Genomic DNA, 20693 nt, shown 5'->3' on the forward strand with positions numbered 1-20693 from the left:
GATGACTGACAAGCAGCACAAGGCGGACCTGGACCGGGTCTCCGACCAGAACAACTTCACGGACTTCGCTCGGAGGGTGGAGGAGAGGCCGCGAGGAGGCGGGCTCCTCGAAAATCTTGTGTTCGACCCTCTGCGCTCGGTGGTGGACAGCACCACCTATGGGCAGGCCATGCATGGTCGTACGAGCTTCGAGCACTACAACCTCAACCGGATGGTCGACCTGGTCGAGCAGACGAACCCGGAGGATCTGGAATCGTCCGGCAAGGCTCTATGGGACGCGCGTGACGCCATCAAGGCGGCAGCCGAGGAGCTCGGCGGTCACATCGACACCGTCCACTGGGTCGGGGACTCGGGCGATGCCTTCCGCAAATGGGGCAGTGAACTCGTCACCAAAACACACCTGTTGAGTGATTTCGCCGGCGGCGCGGGCGATCAGATCACCGCCGCTGCTGTTGGCCTCGCCTCCGTACGCAGCGCTATGCCGGCTCGTGATACACAAACTGCCCGGAAGCGGCCCGAGAAATTCACGGATGCCGAGAAGACCGCAGACAAACATGCGTACACGACTGCCGTACGTGTGGAGAAGGATCGCCAGGAGGCGATCAACCAGATGAACCGGCTGTCGTCGTACTACTCGGTGTCCAAGGATGAGCTGGTGGCCTTGAACGAAAAGGCTCCCGAGTTCAAGACCATGCCTAGCGTGGGGGTACCACGGCCCAAACGCTCAGTGGTATCCAACCCTGAACGCACTGCCTCAAGTGGTAGTGAGAAGCCGACTGTCGTGGACCACCACAGCACGGTCAAGCCGGCGACCGACATTCGCGTGCACGACACAAACGATGTGCCTACGCCTCCGAAGCACATCGCCGAGCACGTCACTCGTCCCGACACTCCTGTTGGTACGAACATCGACAGCGTCAGCACGCTGCCGCCATCCACGACTGTGCCTACGACAAACCACACCCAGCCGGTCATGGGGACTCCAGGGACTGGTGGCCCGACCGGGACGTTCGAGAGTGGCTACGGGCTGCCAGCTCCCAGCAGCTTCTCGGGCAGAGGCTCGGGCGGATCAGGTGGCTATCGAAGCCCCGCATCAGGACAGGGCAATTCGAGCACTGGTCGGTCCTCCGGCCGCGGGCCCATGAGCCAGATGGGCCGCAGCACGGAGACCGGTCGGTCGCTTGCCAAGGGCGGCCCGACCCCCGGAGCGAAGCCGTCCCCAGTGGGTCGCGGTGTCACCGGTGGTACTCCGCGGACGGGCGGCACTTCGACACCACGAGCCAATGGTGGGCCGAGTACGGGTGCAGGCCGTACGAATGGTGTGGTGGGCGGACGGCCGACGGCGGCTGGCGGGAATCCGACGAAGGGCGGATCGCGAATTCCCCGCGGCACAGTCATCGGGGCTGAAGAGACCGCCAACAATGGGCCTGCGGCAGGTCGGCCAGGGCAACGTGGCGTCTTCGGAGCTCCTGATGCCGAGCCACGGGCCGGTTCGAACAAGCCGACTTCCTCGCGTGGAGGCACCGGAACGTCCGAGGCTGTCACGGGCAGGCCGGCCGAACGTAACTCCGTCACCCGCGCAGAGCGCAACGGCATGACGCGCGGAGGTGCCGGCCTTGTACGCGGGCCTGGCAATCAAGGCAAGCCCGGCGGCGAACGCAAGTCTCGGGAAGCGTCGTGCCACGACCACTTGGCCGAAGACGAAGAGATGGATCCGCACACCAAGCCGCGGCGCGACGTGCCGCCGGCTGCCAACTGAGCGCGAGCGAGGACAGACAACGCCATGAAGTCAGGGTCCAGCCGACGAGCCGAGCGGGCTGCGCTCCTCAGGACACGCTGTGGAAGACGACTGCGTGCCGTGGGGGCAGTTGTCGGCGTCCTGGCCGTTGTGAGTATCGGGTTCGCCCCGGGCGCCACAGCGTACGACGCTCAGTCGAAGCAGTGGTACTTGAAGCCGATGCAGGCCGAGCAGATGTGGAAGATCAGTACGGGTAAGGGCGTCAAGGTCGCTGTCATCGATACCGGGGTGAACGCGAACACACCCTCCTTGAAGGGCCAAGTCCTGGCCGATGACGTTCCTAAGACGGTTGCCTACCACGCGACCGACGACTACGACGGCCACGGAACGTCCATGGCGGAGTTGATCGCGGGTACGGGATCGGGCGGTGGCCTGAAGGGATTGGCGCCGGGAGCGAAGATTGTTCCTTATCGCGTACAGCTGGAGGGCCTCAAGAGCGGGGCAGAGAAGGACAAGACGCCCCAGCCTGCGGAAGCACTCAGGGCGGCTGCCGACACCGACGCGAAGATCATCAGCATGTCGTTCGGTGGAATGACCACCGAGGAGGACGAGGCGGCAGTCAACTACGCCGCTTCCAAGGGTAAGTTGCTGATCGCCGCTGTCGGCAACAACGCTGGTGCCGGGAAGAGCGGGTTCATCGACTACCCGGCCGGCTATCCCTACGTGCTTGGCATTGCGGCGGTCGATTCGTCGTTCACAGTGTCGAAGATTTCCTCGTATGGAGACTATGTCGACCTCGCGGGGCCGGGTGAAGCGATCCCGGGCTGGTGCGATGCCACCTTCCGCTCGTACTGCGACACCGAGGGGACGAGCCCGGCAACAGCACTTGTTTCAGCGGCCGCCGCCCTGATCTGGTCCGCTCACCCCGACTGGACGGTGAACCAAGTCACCCGTTCCCTGATCGACACGGCCAGTCGCTCCTGGGCGAAGAACAACCCGAGCAAGTACGCCGGTTACGGGTTCATTCGGCCACGCATGGTCCTTAAAGACCCCAACTACAACGCCGGACCCGCACACGTCGACCCACTGGCGAAGGACAACGGCGGGGACTTGTTGGCGAAGTCCTCATCTTCGTCCGTCACCTCGTCTTCCCCGTCCGCGTCAGCCTCATCCCAAGCCCAGGGGAAGGGCTCAACCGGCGGCACCTCAGCAGCAGGATCAAGCGCGGCCGAGTCGTCCGACAACAGCAACACACTCTGGATCACCATCGGCGCCGCAGCCGCACTGATCCTCATCGCCGGCGCAGGCGTAGCCGTGATGCGCGCGCGACGGGCCGGATAGCCGGGATTTCCGGCCAGACCACGAATCAGTCAACACCGCGAATCCGTCAATACGGGGCAGTCAACAGAAGAAGGGTGAGCTGACCATGTCCAACAAGCAGAAGCTCGAAGATGCCGCAGTAGTCGATATTCAGAAGCAGATGCTCGACAAGTACGACGGCATCGCCAAGCGCGTGCACGGGCTTCAGGGTGTGATCGACGGGCTTGAGGGCCAGTGGCACGGGATCGGTCGTGCCGCGTTCGACAAGAAGCAGTACGAGATCAACGAGTCGCTGCGGAAGATCGGCACGATTCTCGGTGACGTCATCGAGGCGATGACCGCGACGCGCAACATCAAGGACAGCAAGGAAGACGAGGTCCGTGCGGCGGTCAACAAGATCGACCTCCAGGACGGCGCGCCGACCGTGCAACCGTCCTCGCTGAACTCCTACTGAGCCACACGTCATCACGTACGACCACGCCCACCAGCCCCATACGAACGAGACGAGGTAAACACGCATGAGCCGTAACTCCGACGGCCTTTCCGTCACTTATGACGGGCTGGACTTCGCGGCCACCAAGATCGGCAACGAGGCGAAGCAGCTGGAGCAGGACCTCCAGGAGCTCCGCGCGCTGGTCGTGAAGAGCCAGCAGTACTGGGAGGGTGACGCGCAGGGCACCTTCAACGAGAAGCTGCACAAGTGGGACAAGGAAGCCAACGACATCCACACGGCGCTGACCGGCATCGGCCACGTCGTGCACACGTCGGGCGGTACCTACATGGAAGGCGACAAGAAGGCCGCCAGCTACTTCCAGTAGGACCGAGGACCGCTGCGGAAACCATCGCCGCAGAAACCGGGGTGGGCGCGCGCGGGAGGCGCCCACCCCGTCGGCGTATCAAGCTCCGCCGCACCGAGCGATGGACGAGACGGTGAGCGCGTGACCGGTCACCCGACTCTCCACCGCGAGTGCGGTGGTCGCCGCCGGGGGCTAGCACCACGGCCTGATCGCTCGGCTCGGACGACGACGTGACCGGCCGCCTGACGAGCAGTCCCTTCGCCGTCCCACGGCGGCAGTGCGCATCCCCACGCAGAACCTGGTGAGCGCCACCGGCACCGGCCGGCCGCCCACCCTCTGCGAAGTGGAGAACGTGGCCGACGTCTACTCGCCGCTCGCCGCGCCTCCCGCCGGTGCGCGACGTCCTCGTGTCAGGCACCGCGAGTGGTGGCCTACGGCGTGAAGGACTGCTGTCTGTCGCTCTCGGACCCGCTGATCGACAGTGGCACCGCAGACACCACCTCGATGAACTCGACGCCCCGCAGGCGCCCGACGGGAGCCGGACATGGCGGTACGCATTCCCCGCCACCGAATCCCGCCTGCCGACCACCAACGGAAACCGCATCTTCCTGCTGCACGACAGCAAGGCCATCGCCTTCAACGCGTTCTGAACTCGCCTGTCCGGGCTCGGCAGTTGCAGGCCCGCGCACCCCCATGTCCGTCTCGCGCCGCCGCCGACCGTTCGGCGAACGTGGAGTACGGCGGCGAGAACGCGTACGGGGCGAGGACGTGTACGGCGGCGGCACAGGAAGCCCCGTCTCCGCACCGCCCCCGTCCTCACTCCACCGTGTCCGGGACCTGCCCGATCTGGACCAGCGGCTTGCCGCGCTTTCGGGAGACGAACACGCCCCGACCGGCAGGCATCGGGCGTGGCCGTACGCCGCCCAGGAGGTCGCCCTCGGCCGGGTCGCCCGCCAACACCACGCCCTGGGCGCCGAGTTCCTTCATGCGCTGCATGAACGACTCGTAACCGGCGCGCCCCGCACCCGCGGTGGAGCGGGCGATGACGAAGCGCACGCCCACGTCCCGGGCGAACGGCAGGAGTTCGGTCAGGCCCGCCAGCGGGTTGCCGCTCGACGTGGACACCAGGTCGTAGTCGTCGATGATCACGAACACCTGCGGGCCCCGCCACCAACTCCGGTCACGGAGCTGCTGCGGCGTGACGTCCGACGTCGGTGTCCGGCGCTGCATCAGGTCGACCAGCGCGTCCATGTGGTGCTGCATCTGGTTCGACATGGGGATGTACTCGGCCAGGTGCGAGGTCGGGGTCACGCCCAGCAGGGAACGCCGGTTGTCGACCACGAAGAGCTTGCACGCGCTGCCGTCGTAGCGCTCGGTGAGGCGCTTGATGATGAGCTTCAGCAGGTTCGACTTGCCGGACTCGCTCTCGCCGAAGACGAGGAAGAACGGGTCCTGGTCGAAGTCGACGAACACCGGTTCCAGGTTGTCCTCGTCGAGCGCGAAGGAGACGCCCCGGTTGGGGAAGCGGTCGCCCGACGGAAGCTGGGCGGCGGCGAACTCCCGGGGGAGCAGGCGGACTTCGGGGGCTCCCGGCTCCTGCCAGTGGCGGGCGACCTCCGCCGCGAGCGCCGTCGTAGCCTCCGCGAGGTCCGTGTCCGAGGACAGGCCGTCGATGCGTGGGACCGCCGCCATGAAGTGCTGCTTCTGCGGGGTCTGGCCCCGACCGGGCACGCCCGTGGGCACGTTGGCGGCGACCTTGCGGTCGAACTCCGAGTCCATCGGGTCACCGAGCCGCAGCTCCAGGCGGTTCATCAGGTGGTCCTTCATGTTCGCGCGGACCTCCATGGAGCGCGACGCCGTGAGGATCACATGGATGCCGTAACCGAGGCCGCGTGCCGCGATGTCCAGCACCAGCGGCTCCAACGCCTCATAGTCCGTACGGAAGTTGCCCCAGCCGTCGATGACGAGGAAGACGTCGCCCCAGGGCTGGTCCGTGACGGAGATGTCGCCCCGCGCGCGGCGGGTGCGGAACTCCGCGATCGAGGAGATGCCCGCCGTACGGAAGTACTCCTCGCGACGGGTCATCACGCCGTAGACCTCGGCCGCCGTACGCCGGACCTTCTCCGGGTCGAGGCGGGAGGCGACCCCGCCCACGTGCGGCAGGGCGGCCACGGCGGACAGGCCGCCACCGCCGAAGTCCAGCGCGTAGAACTGCACTTCGTGCGGGGTGTGGGTGAGCGCGAACGACGCGATGAGGGAGCGCAGAAGCGTCGACTTGCCGGACTGCGGGCCGCCGAGGATCTGCATATGGCCGGCCGCGCCACCGAAGTCGGTCCACAGCGGATCGCGCCGCTGCTCGTACGGCTTGTCGACCAGGCCGACCGGGACGACGAGCCGGCCCGCGCCCTCGTACCCCGGCTGCGTCATGCCACGCCCCGGTACCGCGGCGAGGCCGGGCAGCAGGGAGTCGAGCGACGGCGGGCTGTCCAGCGGGGGCAGCCACACCTGGTGGGCGGCCGGACCCTGTGCCTCAAGCCGGCGCACGATCACGTCGAGCACGGTGTCGGCGAGCGCGTCGTCCTTCTCCTCGGCCGCCTCCTCCTCGCGCTGACGCGGCACAGGCGGCGCGTACTGCACCGGTACCTGCGCCGCCGTGAACAGCACGGGCCTGCGGTCGACCGGGAGCGGCCCGCCGAGCGCGGCGGACTGCTGCGAACTCGTGCGGTACACCCCGGAGACGTACGCCGCCTTGAAGCGCACCATCTCGTCGGTGCCGTACTTCAGGAAGCCGGAACCCGGCACGTTCGGCAGCTCGTACGCGTCCGGCACCCCGAGCGCGGCCCGCGACTCGGCCGCCGAGAACGTGCGCAGGCCGATCCGGTACGACAGGTAGGTCTCCAGGCCGCGCAGCCGGCCCTCCTCCAGGCGCTGCGAGGCCAGCAGCAGATGCACGCCCAGGGACCGGCCGATGCGGCCGATCTGCACGAACATCTCGATGAAGTCCGGCTTGGCGGTGAGGAGTTCGCTGAACTCGTCGATCACCAGGACGAGGGACGGGACGGGCTGCAAGGGGGCACCCGCCGCGCGCGCCTTCTCGTAGTCGTGGATGTTCGCGTAGTTGCCCGCGTCGCGGAGCATCTCCTGGCGGCGGTTCAACTCGCCGCGGATCGAGTCACCCATACGGTCGACGAGGGTCAGGTCGTCGGCCAGGTTGGTGATCACGGCCGCCACGTGCGGCATCTGCGCCATACCGGCGAAGGTCGCACCGCCCTTGAAGTCCGCGAGGACGAAGTTCAGCGTCTCCGAGGAGTGCGTCACGGCGAGGCCGAGGACCAGCGTGCGCAGCAGCTCCGACTTGCCGGAACCGGTCGCGCCCACGCACAGGCCGTGCGGGCCCATGCCCTCCTGGGCCGCCTCCTTGAGGTCGAGCATCACGGGCCGGCCGTCCTCGCCGAGTCCGATCGGCACCCGCAGCCGCTCGGCCGTCGAGCGCGGCCGCCAGGTCCGCTTCGGGTCGACGGAGGCCGCGTCGCCCAGGTTCAGCAGATCGGTGAACTCCAGGTTGGCGAGCAGCGGTTCGTCGTCGTCCCCGCCCGACACCATGCGCAGCGGCGCCAGTTGGCGGGCGAGCGCCTCGGCGGCCTCGTACGACAGCACGTCGGGCGTGCCTTCGTAGACCATGCCGTGGCCCGACTCCAGGCGGAGTTCCTTCGGGTGGACGACGATCGAGAGGTCGCCGCGGCCGCTGCTGAGGTCGCCGGGTACGACCTCGACGATCGTCACACCCTGGAGGCCCTCGGGGCTGGCCAGGAAGGACGTGGGCGGCAGGGAGACGCCGTCCAACACGACCACCAGGTGCGGCTGTTCGGGCACCGGCGCTCCGGCGGGGTGGAAACGCGGGCGGCCCTGGAGGCGGTCGGCCAGCATCTCCTCCAGCTCCATCGGGTCGGTCGTGATCAGCCGCATGCTGCCCGCGCCGTCCGCGAGGCCCTGCGCCTGTGCGTGCGGCAGCCACTTGGCCCACTCCCACTCGGGCACCGACTGGCGCCCGGTGGCGACGGCGATGACCAGGTCCTCGGGGGAGTGCAGCGAGGCGAGGGAGGCGGCGACCGCGCGGGCGGTGCCGCGCACGGTGACCGGCTCGCCGCTGATCGTCACGTGGTAGAAGGCGCGCAGCGAGACCGCCATCGGCAGGTCGTCCAGGGTGCCGTGCGTGGCCAGGAAGCGCTGCATGGCGCCCGCGGTCAGCGGCTCCAACTGGTCGACCGGCGCGGTCTCCGGCGGGATCAGGGGAGTGGCGAGCCCCTGCGTGCCCAGACCGACCCGCACCTGTCCGAAGTCCTCGTCATTGGTGCGGCGTTCCCACACCCGGCTGCCCTCGGCGACCAACGCCCACAGTTGCTCCGGCGAAGGGTGCAGGTAGTACTGGGCGTCGCGCTGGGAGCGCGCGGTATCCAGAGCCGTACGCCGGGTCTGCGACAGATAGCGCAGATAGTCGCGGCGCATGTCGGCCATCTGCCCCTGGTTGCCCCGGCGGTAGCGCACCAGCATCGAGACGCCCATCGCGACCGTCGACGCGATCATCACCATGCCCATGATCTTCATGAAGGGCTGGGCGCTGGGGTTGAAGAAGAACACCACCGATCCGCCCATGCCGAGCATGGGCAGGAGCTGCATCATGGCGCCCTCCTGCTGGCCGCGCGGAAGCTCCGGCGGGGCCTGCAGCATCACCTCGTCCGTGGGCACTTCCTTCGGCAGCGACCTCGGCGGGCGCTTGACGACGATCTGGCTCACTACGCACCAATTCCCTTGCCGGACCCAGTTGTTTCGTCCGCCGCCCCGTGTCGGGCGGACGCCGATCCGCACTGCGCGATCCTACTGACAACCACTGACAACGGTGGGCGGTAGGGTTCCCGTGAGACGTGTGAGCAGTTGCGAATCGTTCCGGGAAAACCGGGCAAAACCGCAGCGTTCGAAGCAGGCGAATCCCGTTGAGTCCCGGGCGCGACGGCGCCCCCGGCCGGTGTGACGGGTGGCACGGCACGACCTACACAGGATCTTTACGGCGGATGCGCGCGGCAGCTTCGCGAACCGTCCGTCACTGACGAGGGGGAACAGCAGGTGAGCATCACGGCCTCCGCGCCGGCCGGCGCGACCGGCGGAACGGGCACCGGAGCCCCTTCCGCAGCGGGCATGGGGTTCGGCTTCTGCCGCGTCACCATCGTGGCGCCCGACAGCCGGATCGACGTGGCCCTGCCCGACGACGTACCGGTCGCCGACCTGTACCCCGAGATCCTGCGGCTCTCTCAGCAGAGCCTCGCCGAGGGCGCCCCGGTCGGCTACCACCTCGTCCGCCGCGACGGCACCGTCCTCGACGGCGCCCGCTCCTTCGCCGCGCAGCGCATCCTCGACGGCGAACTGCTCACCCTGCGCCCCTTCGCCGACTCCCTGCCGCCGGCCGTCTACGACGACGTCTCCGAGGCGGTCGCCTCCGCCGTCACCCGTGACCGTGCCCTGTGGAACGGCGAGTTGACGCGCGCCGCCGGTCTCGTCGCGGGCGGCATCCTGCCCACGCTGCTCGCCTTCGTGGCCTGGAGCTCCGAGATCCACCACGACATGAACAGCCTCCAGGGCATCGTCGCGGCCCTCGCCGGCACCCTCCTCGTCACGATCGCCTGCGTACGCGCGCGCGTGTACGACGACCGGGGCTCGGCGGTCGCCCTGGGCCTGGGCGCGCTCCCGAACATCGCCGTGGCCGGCTCCGGACTCCTCCCCTTCTCCGAAGGAGAAGGCATTGGACGGCTCCAGTTCCTGCTCGCCTGCGCCGCCGTCCTCGTCGCCACCGTGATCCTCACCCTGGTCTCGCCCGGCGGCGACGGCCCCTTCGTGGCCTTCGTCTTCGCCTCCGCCATCGGCCTGTTGACGACGTTCGTCGCGATGCTCGCCCACCTGAAGCCCACCGAGACGGCCGCGATCTGCGCCCCGCTCTCCGTGTGCGCGCTCGCCTTCCTGCCGGGCCTGTCCATGCGCTTCGCCCGCCTCCCCATCGGCTTCGAACCGCCCAGCCCCAACCGCGGCGGCTACGGCGACGGCGAACCCGTGGCCCAGGAGCCCGTCGACGCCGAGCGCATCGCGGCCCGCGCCCGGCGCGGCCATGAACTCCTCGTCGGTCTGGTCGGCGGCTGCGCCCTCGTCTCCGTCGGCGCCTCGATCGTTCTCGGTTTCTCCAGCGACATCTGGGCCCAGCTCCTCGCCCTCGCCACCGGCGTCGCGATGCTGATGCGCGCCCACCTGTTCCGCTACACCGCCCAGGTCGGCGCCACCCTCGCCGCGGGCCTGGCCGCCCTCGTGTTCCTGGGCCTCGGCCTCGCCCTGAACCCGCCGCACGCGTACATGCAGGACGCGGGCATGGGCGACCCGAACTCCCTCGACATCCGCAGCGTCTGGCTCGCGGCGGCGGTCGCCGCCGCCACCGCCCTGGTCACGGCGATCGGACTCATCACCCCGCGTCGCGGAATCACCCCCTTCTGGGGCCGCTTCCTGGAGATCGCCGAGAGCTTCGTCCTGCTCACCCTGATCCCGCTGTCCCTGGCCGTCTTCGACGTGTACGCGCAGGCACGGGCCATGACCAGCAAATAAGGAGTCGTACGCGTGCGGTCGTACGCATGAAGGAGGGGCGGCACACACGCGTGCCGCCCCTCCTTCATGCGTACGAGAACTACTACTACTGCTGCTCCTCCGGAGCCGGCTCCAGATCGAACTCCCCGTCCCGCGCCCCCAGCACAAAGGCCGTCCACTCCGCCTCCGTGTACCGCAGCACGGTGTCCGGGTCGAGCGACGAGCGCATGGCCACCGCGCCGTCGGGCAGGTCGGCGATCTCGACGCGCTCCTCGTGGTCCTCCGTGCCCGGCGCGCTGCGCCACTCGACACCCGAGATGTCGAGGGCGTACAGCTCGTCCCGCTCCCGCTCCTTGCGTGCCTTGATCTCCTGCTCCGTCTCCGCCATGGCGAAGCGACCCCTTCCCGACGAACCGACGTGTTCCACGCTTCCATCCACGGAAGGTTCGTTCCATCCATGGACGGAGATCACCCTAGTGGCCGTATCCGCCCCGGTCAGGGCCCTTCACAGAGCTGGACCGAGGTGTCCCCCCAGGCTGGTACGCTGTGTAGCGGCCGTTTGTGTACGCACCCCCGGAGCTCACCGCTCAGGAGGCAGCGCCCAGCGGATACCCGCCTCCCGAGTTATGGAAGCTCCCCTGAGAAGTGGACCAGGGGCACTCGGTGGCACATCTCAGACTACGAGGAGTACGCGTGTCGCTCGACGCCGCTACGAAGAAGCAGCTCATCAGTGAGTTCGGTCAGAAGGAGGGCGACACCGGCTCCCCCGAGGTCCAGGTCGCCATGCTCTCGCGCCGTATCTCGGACCTGACCGAGCACCTCAAGACCCACAAGCACGACCACCACTCCCGTCGTGGTCTGCTGATCCTGGTCGGTCAGCGCCGCCGGCTGCTCCAGTACCTGGCCAAGAAGGACATCCAGCGCTTCCGTGCGCTGGTGGACCGCCTGGGCATCCGCCGCGGTGCGGCGGGCGCCAAGTAAGACGCCGTGAAGGGAGCGGTTCCCGAAACGATCGGGAGCCGCTCCCTTTGCCGTATGTGCGGATTGCCCGTACGTGCGGAAACGTGCGGAGTGTCACTGACGCTTTGTAGTGTGGTAGCACAACGCACGATGTGAGACGCACGATGTGAGACGCAGGACGTACGACCCAGCACGACCACGTGCGACAGAGCACGACCACGAAGAGGAGAAGCGCGCCTCGCAGCCGCCGGTCCTCGGTAGTGGCCCCCGGGCAGGAAACCCCGGGTGCTTCGATCGAAGACCGGCCCGCACCAGACAGCGCTTCTCCGCCACCGTCCCCCCGCCACACGGGCGGGGAGGGACGAAAGACGACAAGTAACGGAGAAAACGCTAGTGGAGAACGAGACCCACTACGCCGAGGCCGTCATTGACAACGGTACTTTCGGCACCCGCACCATCCGCTTCGAGACGGGCAGGCTGGCCAGGCAGGCCGCCGGTTCCGCCGTGGCGTACCTGGACGACGACACCATGGTGCTGTCGGCCACCACCGCCTCCAAGAAGCCCAAGGAAAATCTCGACTTCTTCCCCCTCACGGTGGACGTCGAGGAGCGGATGTACGCCGCCGGCAAGATCCCCGGCAGCTTCTTCCGCCGTGAGGGCCGTCCCTCCGAGGACGCGATCCTCACCTGCCGGCTGATCGACCGCCCGCTGCGCCCGTCCTTCAAGAAGGGCCTGCGCAACGAGATCCAGGTCGTCGCCACGATCATGGCCCTCAACCCCGACCACCTGTACGACGTCGTGGCGATCAACGCCGCCTCCGCGTCCACGCAGCTGGCCGGTCTGCCCTTCTCCGGCCCGATCGGCGGCGTCCGCGTCGCGCTGATCAACGGCCAGTGGGTCGCGTTCCCGACGCACACCGAGCTTGAGGACGCCGTCTTCGACATGGTCGTCGCCGGTCGTGTCCTGGAGGACGGTGACGTCGCGATCATGATGGTCGAGGCCGAGGCCACCGAGAAGACCATCCAGCTGGTCGCGGGCGGCGCCGAGGCGCCCACCGAGGAGGTCGTCGCCTCCGGTCTGGACGCCGCGAAGCCCTTCATCAAGGTGCTCTGCAAGGCCCAGGCCGACCTCGCCGCGAAGGCCGCCAAGCCGACCGGCGAGTTCCCGGTCTTCCTCGACTACCAGGACGATGTCCTGGAGGCCCTGACCGCCGCGGTCAAGAGCGAGCTCTCCCAGGCGCTCACCATCGCCGGCAAGCAGGAGCGCGAGGCCGAGCTGGACCGCATCAAGGAGATCGCCGCCGAGAAGCTGCTCCCGCAGTTCGAGGGCCGCGAGAAGGAGATCTCCGCCGCGTACCGCTCGCTGACCAAGTCCCTGGTGCGCGAGCGTGTCATCAAGGACAAGATCCGCATCGACGGCCGTGGCGTGACGGACATCCGTACGCTCGCCGCCGAGGTCGAGGCCATCCCGCGTGTGCACGGTTCCGCGCTGTTCGAGCGTGGCGAGACCCAGATCCTGGGCGTCACCACCCTCAACATGCTCCGCATGGAGCAGCAGCTGGACACCCTCTCCCCGGTGACCCGCAAGCGCTACATGCACAACTACAACTTCCCGCCGTACTCGGTGGGCGAGACCGGCCGCGTCGGCTCCCCGAAGCGCCGCGAGATCGGCCACGGAGCGCTCGCCGAGCGCGCCCTGGTGCCGGTACTCCCGACGCGCGAGGAGTTCCCCTACGCGATCCGTCAGGTGTCCGAGGCCCTCGGCTCGAACGGCTCGACGTCCATGGGCTCGGTCTGCGCCTCCACCATGTCGCTGCTGAACGCCGGTGTGCCGCTGAAGGCCCCCGTCGCCGGTATCGCCATGGGCCTGATCTCCCAGGAGATCAACGGCGAGACGCACTACGTCGCCCTCACCGACATCCTCGGTGCGGAGGACGCCTTCGGCGACATGGACTTCAAGGTCGCCGGCACCAAGGAGTTCGTCACCGCCCTCCAGCTCGACACCAAGCTGGACGGCATCCCCGCCTCCGTCCTGGCCGCCGCTCTCAAGCAGGCCCGTGACGCCCGCCTCCACATCCTCGACGTGATGATGGAAGCGATCGACACGCCGGACGAGATGTCCCCGAACGCCCCGCGGATCATCACCGTCAAGATCCCCGTGGACAAGATCGGCGAGGTCATCGGCCCGAAGGGCAAGATGATCAACCAGATCCAGGAGGACACCGGCGCCGACATCACGATCGAGGACGACGGCACCATCTACATCGGTGCCGCGCAGGGCTCGCAGGCCGAGGCCGCTCGCGCAGTGATCAACGGCATCGCCAACCCGACCATGCCGGAGGTCGGCGAGCGCTACCTGGGTACGGTCGTCAAGACCACCACCTTCGGCGCGTTCGTGTCGCTGCTCCCGGGCAAGGACGGTCTGCTGCACATCTCGCAGATCCGTAAGCTCGCCGGCGGCAAGCGCGTGGAGAACGTCGAGGACGTCGTCGGCGTGGGCCAGAAGGTCCAGGTCGAGATCGCCGAGATCGACTCCCGCGGCAAGCTCTCCCTCATCCCCGTCATCGAGGGTGAAGAGAACGCCGAGGACGACAAGAAGGACGACGACGACAAGTGACGTCGACCAGCACCACGACGACGGCCCGCACCTCTTCGGAGGCGCGGGCCGTCGCCCGTACCCAAACCCTCATCCAGGGCACCAACGGCATCGGCACGGTCCGCAAGACCACCCTCCCGGGCGGCCTGCGCATCGTCACCGAGACGCTGCCCTCGGTCCGCTCCGCGACCTTCGGCATCTGGGCACACGTGGGCTCCCGCGATGAGACACCGTCCCTGAACGGCGCCACGCACTACTTGGAGCACCTCCTCTTCAAGGGCACGCACAAGCGCAGCGCGCTGGACATCTCCTCCGCGATCGACGCGGTCGGCGGCGAGATGAACGCGTTCACGGCGAAGGAGTACACGTGCTACTACGCGCGCGTGCTCGACACCGACCTGCCGCTCGCGATCGACGTGGTCTGCGACATGCTGACCGGCTCCCTCATCCGTGAGGACGACGTCAACGTCGAACGGGGCGCCATCCTCGAAGAGATCGCCATGACGGAGGACGACCCGGGCGACTGCGTGCACGACCTGTTCGCGCGCACGATGTTCGGCGACAATCCCCTCGGCCGCCCCGTCCTCGGCACGGTCGACACCGTCAACGCCCTCACCGCGGACCGCATCCGCCGCTTCTACAAGAAGCACTACGACCCGACCCACCTCGTGGTCGCGGCGGCCGGCAACGTCGACCACGACAAGGTCGTACGACAGGTCCGCGCGGCCTTCGACAAGGCGGGCGCCTTCCGCACCCCAGAGGCCGCGCCCATCGCCCCGCGCGAGGGCCGCCGTGTCCTGCGCTCCACCGGCAAGGTCGAGCTGATCGGCCGCAAGACCGAGCAGGCGCACGTCGTCCTCGGCATGCCGGGCCTGGCCCGCACCGACGAGCGCCGCTGGGCGCTGGGTGTCCTCAACACGGCCCTCGGCGGCGGCATGTCCTCCCGCCTCTTCCAGGAGGTCCGGGAGAAGCGCGGCCTGGCCTACAGCGTGTACTCGTACACGTCCGGCTTCGCCGACTGCGGACTCTTCGGCGTCTACGCCGGCTGCCGGCCCTCGCAGGTCCACGACGTGCTGAAGATCTGCCGCGACGAACTCGACCAGGTCGCCGAACACGGCCTGTCCGACGACGAGATCGGCCGCGCCGTCGGCCAGCTCCAGGGCTCCACCGTCCTGGGCCTCGAAGACACGGGCGCGCTGATGAACCGCATCGGCAAGAGCGAGCTGTGCTGGGGCGAGCAGATGTCCGTCGACGACCTGCTGGCCCGGATCGCGTCGGTCACCCCGGACGAGGTCCGCGAGGTCGCCCGCGAGATCCTGGGACAGCGGCCCTCGCTGTCGGTCATCGGCCCGCTCAAGGACAAGCAGGCGGCCCGACTGCACGACGCCGTCGCCTGACACCCGCCTTCGGAACCCGTATCCGGTAAGGAAGCAAGAACGATGAGCAAGCTGCGCGTGGCGGTCCTCGGTGCCAAGGGCCGGATCGGCGCCGAGGCGGTACGAGCCGTCGAGGCCGCCGAGGACATGGAACTGGTGGCCGCCCTGGGCCGCGGCGACACCCTGGAGGCGCTCACGGCTTCGGGCGCCCAGGTCGCGGTCGAACTGACCACGCCCGCCTCGGTGATGGACAACCTCGACTTCTGCGTACGGCACGGCATCCACGCCGTCGTCGGTACGACGGGCTGGACCGACGAGCGCCTCGCGCAGCTGAACGGCTGGCTGGCCGAGTCGCCGGAGACGGGCGTCCTCATCGCGCCCAACTTCTCCATCGGCGCCGTACTCACCATGAAGTTCGCGCAGATCGCCGCGCCCTACTTCGAGTCGGTCGAGGTCATCGAACTGCACCACCCGAACAAGGTGGACGCCCCCAGCGGCACCGCCACCCGCACCGCCCAGCTCATCGCGGAGGCCCGGGCCAAGGCGGGCTCGGCCCCCGCGCCGGACGCCACGACCACGGCCCTGGACGGCGCGCGCGGCGCGAACGTCGACGGCATCCCGGTGCACGCCGTCAGGCTGCGCGGCCTGCTGGCCCACCAGGAGGTCCTGCTGGGCGGCGAGGGCGAGACGCTGACCGTCCGCCACGATTCGCTCCACCACAGCAGCTTCATGCCGGGCATCCTGCTCGGCGCCCGCCGCGTGGTGACGACCCCGGGCCTCACCTTCGGCCTGGAACACTTCCTGGACCTGGGCTGAGGCTCACGACATGCGCGCCAAAATCACCTACGCCGTCACGGCCGCCGTCCTGGTCTTCTACTTCGTCCTGGTCGGCAGCCGCGGCGTCATGCTCATACAGTCCGGCACGCTCATCACGGTCACCTTCGGGATCGCGGTCCTGATCCTGCCGGTGATCGGCATCTGGTTCCTCTGGAAGAACACCCAGTTCGTCCGCAACGCCAACAAGCTCGCCGCCGAACTCGACGCCGAAGGCGGCCTGCCCGTCGACGAGTTGAGGCGCACCGCGGGCGGTCGCATCGACCGCGACTCCGCCGACGAGGTCTTCGCCAAGCGCAAGGCCGAGACGGAGGACGCCCCCGACGACTGGCGCAGCTGGTTCCGCCTCGCGGTCGCCTACCACGACGCCCGCGACACCCCGCGCGCCCGCAAGGCGATGCAACGCGCGATCGCCCTGCACGACGGCCGCCCCGTCGAGGCATGAGCGGCTGAAACGCCCGTACGCCGAAGGGGCCGCCCCGCACTCACTGCGGACCGGCCCCTTCGGCATACGACTGCTCGACTTACGGCCGCTGTCGGGCGGTCAGCTCCGCCGGTACTCGTCGGACCACACCTCGACCGAGTCCGCGGCCCGGTCGAAGGAGGAGGCACGTGCCACGAAGTCGATGTCGTGCGTGGTCAGCAGCGCGGTCACGTCCTCCGGAGCACGGTCCTTGCGTACGAGGAGCAGCGCCTGCCCCTGCACCGTGCGCGGCAGTCCTAGCCAGCGCACCGGCTGCTGCACCGTGCGCACGGCGACGACCCGGTCCCACCGCACCGTCAGGGTGAAGAGGAACCGCACCCGGCGCAGCCCGCGCGCGCTCACCCACACGCCCATGCGCAGCAGCCGCAGGGCGCAGAGGATGACGGCCACCGCGATACCGAGGATCAGTGCGGCCTCGGACCGCGAGCCGGTCAACGCGATGATGACCGCGGCGAACAGCACGTACGACGCGAGCAGCAGCACGAGCGCCGCTGCCGCCACCCGCCACGGGCCGGGCCGGTAGGGGCGCCGCCAGCGGTCGCGGTCGTCGAACGGCAGCGCGAGCTCGTCCGCGGCCTCGAATGCGCGGTCGGCCGTAAGGAAGGGCAGGGGCACGGCTGGTGTCCTCACTGAATCCATGCGTGGGCTGTGCCCGGTGAGGCTATCCGGCCGTGTTCCCACTCACCACCGTTGGGGGCCCGGATGAGTCATGGTCAGCTGTACGGCCGCGTGCCGGGTCAGCGATTGTCGGCGGCCTGGGACTGCTGGTCCTGGGTCGAGAGGTTGTTCTGGGACAGCGCCGGCATCCCGAGGACCAGGGAGCCCACGATTCCGGCGACGATGGTGAGGCCCAGGAGCCAACGCCCGGCTATCTGACCGGCGGACGCACGCTCACGCGGCGGCGGTGCGACATTGCTGCGGAAGCGGTCGGTCTCGGCGATGAAGGCGAACGGAACGGGTTCGCGCCGACGGAACATCGGTGGTGCTTCTCCCCTCTGGGGTCGAATCGGGATCGAACGGGTGGCTCTCACCAAGACAGACGAGCGAACGCCCCAATTGGTGCCCTGTTTCACCGAATTCGCAGAAGTTCGCCAATGAATGTCGTGGCCCGGTACCGAACGCCCCGATGTCAGTGCCGGGCCGTAGAGTGGGCGCCGCCCGAGAGACGTGATGGAAGGACCCTCCGAGCCGTGACCGACACTCCCGCCGACGACCTCAAGCCCAGCTTCCGCAGTGACGTGACCGTCGAGCTGGTCAAGCACACCGCGTCCGACGCGGACGTGCTCTTCGCCGCCCGCGTCTCGACGATCGGCGAGCAGTCCCTGGACGAGATGGGCAAGGACCCCGAGCGCTCCAAGGGTCTGATCAACTACCTGATGCGGGACCGGCACGGCAGCCCCTTCGAGCACAACTCGATGACGTTCTTCATCAGCGCCCCGATCTTCGTCTTCCGCGAGTTCATGCGGCATCGGGTGGGCTGGTGCGTCTCCGGTGACACCGAGATCACGCTCGAAAGCGAGGCGGGGAACCTCAGGCGCCGCTCGATCGAGGACCTGTACAAGCTGTGGCACCTGGGCGCGGAGGACCGTCTGCCGCATTCGGCGGGCGGTGTGACCTGGCACGCCCGTGCACAGAAGTGGATGGCGCAGGTCCGGCGCGGGGAGACCGACCATTACCTGGGGCTCTACGACAACCGCGAGGCGGCCGACTCGGCCGTCGCGGAATTCCGGGAGCAGCACCCGTCCACCCGACTGCGCAAACTCGAATCGGTCCGGCGCAACCACGTCCGTTGCTACGACGAGGAGACCCTGACGGCCCAGCGGGCCCAGATCCTCGACGTCATCCAGTCGGGCGTCAAGCCGCTGATCAAGATCACCACAGCGGGTGGCAGGGTTCTGCGCTCCACAGTCGATCATGCGGTGCTCACCCCGGACGGCTGGCGGAAGGCCGGTGAACTCGCGGTGGGAGATGCCGTGATGACCGCCGGGACGGAACCGCGCCCCTCGGAGAGGCTGGTTCCGCCGAGCCTCGGGCGTGGTGTGGGTGTCTGGACGTCGATGCAGCGCGACCGCCTCATCGGTGAGACCGACACCTGCTATGTCTGCGGCGAGGTCTTCGCGCGCGAAGACCTCGCGCTCGCTCACGTCGTTCCCGTGGCCGAGGACCTGACCCGAGCACTCGACGAGCGGAACCTGGCGCCTGCCTGTGAGCCCTGCCACGCGGCCAAGAGTGCGGAGGAACAGAAGCTCGCAGGTCGCGGCGGGGAGATCGCGGTAGCCGTGCCTGATCCGGTGATCTCCATCGAGGACGACGGCGAGGAGATGACGTACGACCTGTCGGTGGAAGGTCCCTGGCACAACTTCCTGGCCAACGGTGTCGTCGTACACAATTCGTACAACGAGGAATCCGGCCGCTACAGGGAACTTCAGCCGGTCTTCTACGTCCCCGGAGAGGACCGCAAGCTGGTCCAGCAGGGACGCCCGGGCAAGTACGTGTTCGTATCGGGTACCGAGGCGCAGCAGGCTGTCGTCGAACGCTCGATGCAGGAGTCCTACGTCCAGGCGTACGAGCGCTACCAGGAGATGCTCGCCGCCGGCGTCGCCCGCGAGGTCGCCCGCGCGGTGCTCCCCGTAGGCCTCTTCTCCTCGATGTACGCCACGTGCAACGCGCGCTCGCTGATGCACTTCCTCGGACTGCGCACACAGCACGAGTTGGCGAAGGTCCCGTCCTTCCCGCAGCGGGAGATCGAGATGGTCGGCGAGAAGATGGAGGAGCAGTGGGCCAAGCTCATGCCGCTCACCTACGCCGCCTTCAATGCCAACGGCCGTGTCGCCCCGTAGCGCACCTCTGTTTGCCGGTCGGGCACACATGTACGGATGGGCCGCGCGAAGTGTCCGTATTGCGGCATTTAGAGAAGTTCATCTAGCCTGATCAAACGGACCCGGCACTGCTTGAACCCCCGAGCAGGCAGTGCCGGGCTCCACATTTGTCACGACTTGTCGCCTGCCCCTAAGGCAGACCCCGCATTGAGCAGCGAGTAGCGTGTTACCCATGGCTCCGACCTCCACTCCGCAGACCCCCTTCGGGCGGGTCCTCACCGCCATGGTCACGCCCTTCACGGCGGACGGCGCACTCGACCTCGACGGCGCTCAGCGGCTCGCGACCCACCTGGTGGACGCAGGCAACGACGGCCTGATCATCAACGGCACCACCGGTGAGTCCCCGACCACCAGCGACGCGGAGAAAGCGGATCTCGTACGAGCCGTACTGGAAGCGGTCGGAGACCGCGCCCACGTCATCGCCGGCGTCGGCACCAATGACACCCACCACAGCGTCGAACTCGCCCGCACGGCCGAACACACCGGCGCGCACGGCCTGCTCGTCGTCACGCCGTACTACAACAAGCCCCCGCAGGAGGGCCTCTACCGGCACTTCACGGCCGTCGCCGACGCCGCCGAACTACCGGTCATGCTCTACGACATCCCCGGCCGCAGCGGCGTCCCGATCGGCACCGAGACACTGGTCCGACTCGCCGAGCACCCGCGGATCGTCGCGAACAAGGACGCCAAGGGCGACCTGGGCCGCGCCAGCTGGGCCATCGCCCGGACCGGCCTGGCCTGGTACTCCGGCGACGACATGCTGAACCTGCCGCTGCTCTCCGTGGGCGCGGTCGGTTTCGTCTCGGTCGTCGGCCATGTGGTCACACCCGAGCTGCGCACACTGGTGGAGGCGTACGTCTCCGGTGACGTCCAGAAGGCCACCGAGATCCACCAGAAACTGCTCCCCGTCTACACCGGCATGTTCCGCACCCAGGGCGTCATGACCACCAAGGCCGCGCTCACCCTCCAGGGACTGCCCGCCGGACCGCTGCGCTCACCGATGGTCGAGTGCTCGCCCGAGGAGATCGCCCAGCTCAAGATCGATCTTGCCGCCGGCGGGGTACAGCTCTGACAACGGACTTCACAACTGAA

16 protein-coding genes and 3 pseudogenes are annotated in these 20693 nt (G+C 68.4%); 15 read left to right on the plus strand and 4 right to left on the minus strand.

Translation table 11 applies throughout. From position 1 onward, the window contains the following. The first annotated feature begins 1 nt into the window (after nt 1). The 5 genes from OG407_RS36635 to OG407_RS36655 all read left to right on the plus strand — a co-directional run bounded on the left by OG407_RS36635 (nt 2) and on the right by OG407_RS36655 (nt 4505). On the plus strand, nt 2–1759 hold the full coding sequence (locus OG407_RS36635) for a hypothetical protein (protein ID WP_405863891.1): 1758 nt from the start codon (nt 2–4) through the stop codon (nt 1757–1759). 90 nt (nt 1760–1849) lie between these two features. Then, nucleotides 1850–3079 (plus strand): S8 family serine peptidase, encoded by a 1230-nt coding sequence (locus OG407_RS36640; protein WP_405868813.1) that lies wholly within the window; start codon nt 1850–1852, stop codon nt 3077–3079. An 85-nt stretch (nt 3080–3164) separates the two neighbouring features. Further along, nucleotides 3165–3512, plus strand: a complete 348-nt coding sequence (locus OG407_RS36645; RefSeq protein ID WP_365310070.1) for a WXG100 family type VII secretion target — start codon at nt 3165–3167, stop codon at nt 3510–3512. A 64-nt stretch (nt 3513–3576) separates the two neighbouring features. Next, nucleotides 3577–3876: a WXG100 family type VII secretion target gene (locus OG407_RS36650; protein ID WP_329552636.1), complete on the plus strand. Its 300-nt coding sequence runs from the start codon at nt 3577–3579 to the stop codon at nt 3874–3876. A gap of 371 nt (nt 3877–4247) precedes the next feature. Further along, a complete protein-coding gene (locus OG407_RS36655; protein ID WP_405863894.1) occupies nt 4248–4505 on the plus strand; it encodes a hypothetical protein in 258 nt (85 codons plus the stop codon). 166 nt (nt 4506–4671) lie between these two features. Here the strand turns inward: OG407_RS36655 and eccCa are convergent, their stop codons facing one another. Continuing rightward, nucleotides 4672–8649, minus strand: a complete 3978-nt coding sequence (gene eccCa / locus OG407_RS36660; RefSeq protein WP_405863896.1) for a type VII secretion protein EccCa — start codon at nt 8647–8649, stop codon at nt 4672–4674. Between the two features lie 333 nt (nt 8650–8982). On the opposite strand from eccCa, the gene eccD reads away from it, so the two are divergent. Further along, nucleotides 8983–10494, plus strand: a complete 1512-nt coding sequence (eccD, locus tag OG407_RS36665) for a type VII secretion integral membrane protein EccD (RefSeq protein ID WP_405868815.1) — start codon at nt 8983–8985, stop codon at nt 10492–10494. An 85-nt stretch (nt 10495–10579) separates the two neighbouring features. Here eccD and OG407_RS36670 read toward each other — a convergent pair whose 3' ends face one another. Next, nucleotides 10580–10861 carry a DUF397 domain-containing protein gene (locus OG407_RS36670; protein ID WP_328678178.1) on the minus strand — a complete coding sequence of 94 codons (282 nt, stop codon included), beginning with the start codon at nt 10859–10861 and terminating at the stop codon, nt 10580–10582. A 305-nt stretch (nt 10862–11166) separates the two neighbouring features. Between OG407_RS36670 and rpsO the strand changes: the two genes are divergently transcribed. From rpsO to OG407_RS36695, 5 genes are all read left to right on the plus strand, one after another. Next, nucleotides 11167–11454 (plus strand): 30S ribosomal protein S15, encoded by a 288-nt coding sequence (rpsO, locus tag OG407_RS36675; RefSeq protein ID WP_019064787.1) that lies wholly within the window; start codon nt 11167–11169, stop codon nt 11452–11454. A gap of 372 nt (nt 11455–11826) precedes the next feature. After that, a complete protein-coding gene (locus OG407_RS36680; protein WP_405863898.1) occupies nt 11827–14049 on the plus strand; it encodes a polyribonucleotide nucleotidyltransferase in 2223 nt (740 codons plus the stop codon). After that, nucleotides 14046–15425, plus strand: coding sequence for a M16 family metallopeptidase (locus OG407_RS36685; RefSeq protein WP_405863900.1), 1380 nt, complete (start codon nt 14046–14048; stop codon nt 15423–15425). The genes OG407_RS36680 and OG407_RS36685 overlap by 4 nt, the downstream gene beginning before the upstream one ends. Nucleotides 15426–15467: 42 nt before the next feature. Further along, the gene (gene dapB / locus OG407_RS36690) at nt 15468–16220 is read left to right on the plus strand and encodes a 4-hydroxy-tetrahydrodipicolinate reductase (RefSeq protein ID WP_365310855.1); all 753 of its coding nucleotides are present in this window, start codon (nt 15468–15470) and stop codon (nt 16218–16220) included. A 10-nt stretch (nt 16221–16230) separates the two neighbouring features. Continuing rightward, nucleotides 16231–16683 (plus strand): hypothetical protein, encoded by a 453-nt coding sequence (locus tag OG407_RS36695; RefSeq protein WP_403587765.1) that lies wholly within the window; start codon nt 16231–16233, stop codon nt 16681–16683. Nucleotides 16684–16782: 99 nt separating this feature from the next. Here OG407_RS36695 and OG407_RS36700 read toward each other — a convergent pair whose 3' ends face one another. Together OG407_RS36700 and OG407_RS36705 are read right to left on the minus strand one after the other, a co-directional pair. Then, on the minus strand, nt 16783–17337 hold the full coding sequence (locus OG407_RS36700; RefSeq protein WP_405863903.1) for a hypothetical protein: 555 nt from the start codon (nt 17335–17337) through the stop codon (nt 16783–16785). Between the two features lie 122 nt (nt 17338–17459). Continuing rightward, on the minus strand, nt 17460–17699 hold the full coding sequence (locus tag OG407_RS36705; RefSeq protein ID WP_405863905.1) for a hypothetical protein: 240 nt from the start codon (nt 17697–17699) through the stop codon (nt 17460–17462). A gap of 213 nt (nt 17700–17912) precedes the next feature. On the opposite strand from OG407_RS36705, the pseudogene OG407_RS36710 reads away from it, so the two are divergent. The 4 genes and pseudogenes from OG407_RS36710 to dapA form a co-directional block, all read left to right on the plus strand. Next, nucleotides 17913–18203, plus strand: a pseudogene (locus OG407_RS36710) (FAD-dependent thymidylate synthase); the annotation flags it as partial. A gap of 159 nt (nt 18204–18362) precedes the next feature. Beyond that, a pseudogene (locus OG407_RS36715) lies at nt 18363–19109 on the plus strand (HNH endonuclease); the annotation flags it as partial. Nucleotides 19110–19112: 3 nt separating this feature from the next. Continuing rightward, nucleotides 19113–19562, plus strand: a pseudogene (gene thyX, locus OG407_RS36720) (FAD-dependent thymidylate synthase); the annotation flags it as partial. A 211-nt stretch (nt 19563–19773) separates the two neighbouring features. Further along, complete coding sequence (gene dapA, locus OG407_RS36725; RefSeq protein WP_405863907.1) at nt 19774–20673, plus strand: 4-hydroxy-tetrahydrodipicolinate synthase; 900 nt, start codon at nt 19774–19776, stop codon at nt 20671–20673. The last annotated feature ends 20 nt before the right edge of the window (nt 20674–20693 follow it).

It is taken from the genome of Streptomyces sp. NBC_01515 (assembly GCF_045040345.1).
In the GTDB taxonomy this organism is placed as follows: domain Bacteria; phylum Actinomycetota; class Actinomycetes; order Streptomycetales; family Streptomycetaceae; genus Streptomyces.